The organism is Mesorhizobium sp. P5_C1, assembly GCF_054049815.1.
This window is the reverse complement of sequence record NZ_JBFULQ010000778.1, coordinates 1-1,992: the sequence shown is the minus strand read 5'-3', so window position 1 is coordinate 1,992 and position 1,992 is coordinate 1. Positions and strand designations below refer to the sequence as shown.

General features: G+C 61.2%; 4 protein-coding genes and 1 pseudogene. 3 read left to right on the top strand and 2 right to left on the bottom strand.

Annotated features, from left to right (window positions below):
- Nucleotides 1-86: pseudogene (locus tag ACXJ7R_RS31180) on the bottom strand (arsenate reductase); the annotation flags it as partial.
- A gap of 154 nt (nucleotides 87-240) precedes the next feature.
- On the opposite strand from ACXJ7R_RS31180, the gene ACXJ7R_RS31175 reads away from it, so the two are divergent.
- From ACXJ7R_RS31175 to ACXJ7R_RS31165, 3 genes are read left to right on the top strand one after another with little or no spacing between them, the layout of a single operon-like run.
- Entirely contained in the window at nucleotides 241-804 is a 564-nt protein-coding gene (locus ACXJ7R_RS31175) for a dihydrofolate reductase family protein (protein ID WP_457155164.1), read from the top strand.
- 5 nt (nucleotides 805-809) lie between these two features.
- Complete coding sequence (locus ACXJ7R_RS31170; protein WP_457155163.1) at nucleotides 810-1,166, top strand: ArsR/SmtB family transcription factor; 357 nt, start codon at nucleotides 810-812, stop codon at nucleotides 1,164-1,166.
- A complete protein-coding gene (locus tag ACXJ7R_RS31165) occupies nucleotides 1,163-1,642 on the top strand; it encodes an SRPBCC family protein (protein ID WP_457155162.1) in 480 nt (159 codons plus the stop codon). Before ACXJ7R_RS31170 ends, ACXJ7R_RS31165 begins: the two co-directional genes overlap by 4 nt.
- Nucleotides 1,643-1,741: 99 nt before the next feature.
- Here the strand turns inward: ACXJ7R_RS31165 and ACXJ7R_RS31160 are convergent.
- Nucleotides 1,742-1,992: SnoaL-like domain-containing protein (locus tag ACXJ7R_RS31160; protein ID WP_457155161.1), on the bottom strand; the 251-nt coding region annotated here is incomplete at its 5' end.

Sequence of the window (1,992 nt, the reverse complement as noted above, 5' to 3'; positions counted from 1 at the left end):
CGATAGGGCACATCATGACCTTCCAGCCAGACGCGTGCCTTCCTGATCGTGTCGCAGGTGGTGATGCCGTACATCGTGATCGTCAAGCGCACTTCCCCAAACTGACAGTCGAATCCGCTCCCAGCCTAGAACCGCCCGTCCCGCTTTGCCAGCACCCCTGGTTGACATCCTTCGAATTTTGGCTGTTGCCAACACTAAGGAATTTTCCTAAGTAATGGCCAAAGCCGGAAGGGAATGACCATGGCCAGGATCGTTGTATCGGAATTCATCTCCATTGATGGCGTGATGGAAGCGCCGGGAGGCGAGCCGGGCTACCGGCACACCAACTGGGTCGGCAAGCGGCACGAGGCCGGACAGATCGAGTACAAATTCCAAGAGGTACTGGACCACGAAGCGCTGCTGATCGGCCGGGTGACCTATGAAAGCTTCGCCGACGCCTGGCCGACCTACAAAGGCGCCTTTGCGGACCGGATGAACAGCATGCCGAAATATGTGGTGTCGACGACGGTGAAGACCCCGGCCTGGAACAACACGACAGTCCTTCAAGGCGAGCCGATGGCCGCCATCCGCAAACTCAAGCAGGGTCTGAAAGGCGATATCGTCGTTGGCGGCAGCCGCACGCTGGTCAACGCGCTCAAGCAGCACGACCTTGTCGATGAATACCGGTTGATGGTGTTTCCGGTCATACTCGGCAGCGGCGCGCAGCTTTTCGACAGGACCGAGGACGCGACGGACCTCAGGCTGGTCGACACACGCGCCTTCGCCAACGGCGCCGTGGTGCTCACCTATCGTGTCGAGCGGTGATCGCCATGACAAGTCTGCAATCCGCGATACAAACGCCGCCACCGATCGACGGCATCTTTCGCGCCCTGTCCGACCCGACGCGGCGACGCGTGGTCGAGCGGCTGAACCGCAGCCCCGCCTCGGTCAGCGAACTCGCGCAGCCTTTCGACATGGCCCTGCCCTCCTTCATCGAGCATCTCAGGGTCCTCGAAGGCTGCGGACTGGTGCGCTCGGAAAAGACCGGCCGGGTCCGAACCTATCAACTGGCGCCCGAGCCGCTGAAGCTTGCCGAAAACTGGCTGGCCGAACAGCGCACGCTGTGGGAGCGCCGCCTCGACCAGTTCGACGCCTATGTGATGACCCTGAAGGAGAAAGACACATGAGCTATCCGTTCAAGCCGGATCCCAGGCTGGACCTCGTGCTGGAGCGTGTCGTCGATGCGCCGCGCGAGTTGTTGTGGAAGGCCTGGACGACCCCTGCCCATGTCAAGCAATGGTTCACGCCGAAGCCATGGATGGTCACCGACTGCGAGATCGACCTCAGGCCGGGCGGGCTGTTTCGCACGCGCATGCAGTCGCCTGACGGCAAGGAGGTCAGCGACCGCCATTGCTGCTATCTGGAAATCGTGCCGAACGAGAGGTTGGTGTGGACGGATGCGCTGCTGCCGGGTTATCGGCCGTCAGGGGCGCCGTTTATCACCGCGGTCATTTCCTTGCAGCCGGACGGCAAGGGTACGCGCTACACCGCCACCGCTATCCACCGCGACGAAGCGACCCGCAAGAACCACGAAGAGATGGGCTTCTTCGATGGCTGGGGCACTGTGGCGGATCAGCTGGCAGAGTACGTGAAGACAATTTGAACTCTCACATGCGGCCGGGCTATCGTCCCGGCCGCCATGCTTATTTTCAAGCCTGCAGCGAAGCGAGCAGGCTCCCCGAGTCCGGTATTATTTCCGGCCTCAATAGTAGAAGCGCTCTTCGGTGATCTTGCCGTTCTTGACCGTGTACACGCCGACCTCATCCATGGTGACACGCTCGCCCGTAGCCTTGGGCGTTATGTCAAACTTGAAGCGCACTGCGAACTGGTCGCCGTTGACATAGGGGCCTTCGACCGAGCCGCCATGGACTTCGTGGTTCTCTTGCCACCACTGACCCTTCTGCTTGAGGGCCTCCTTGCCATGGGAGACGGCCATCGGCCCCTCCATGGCTT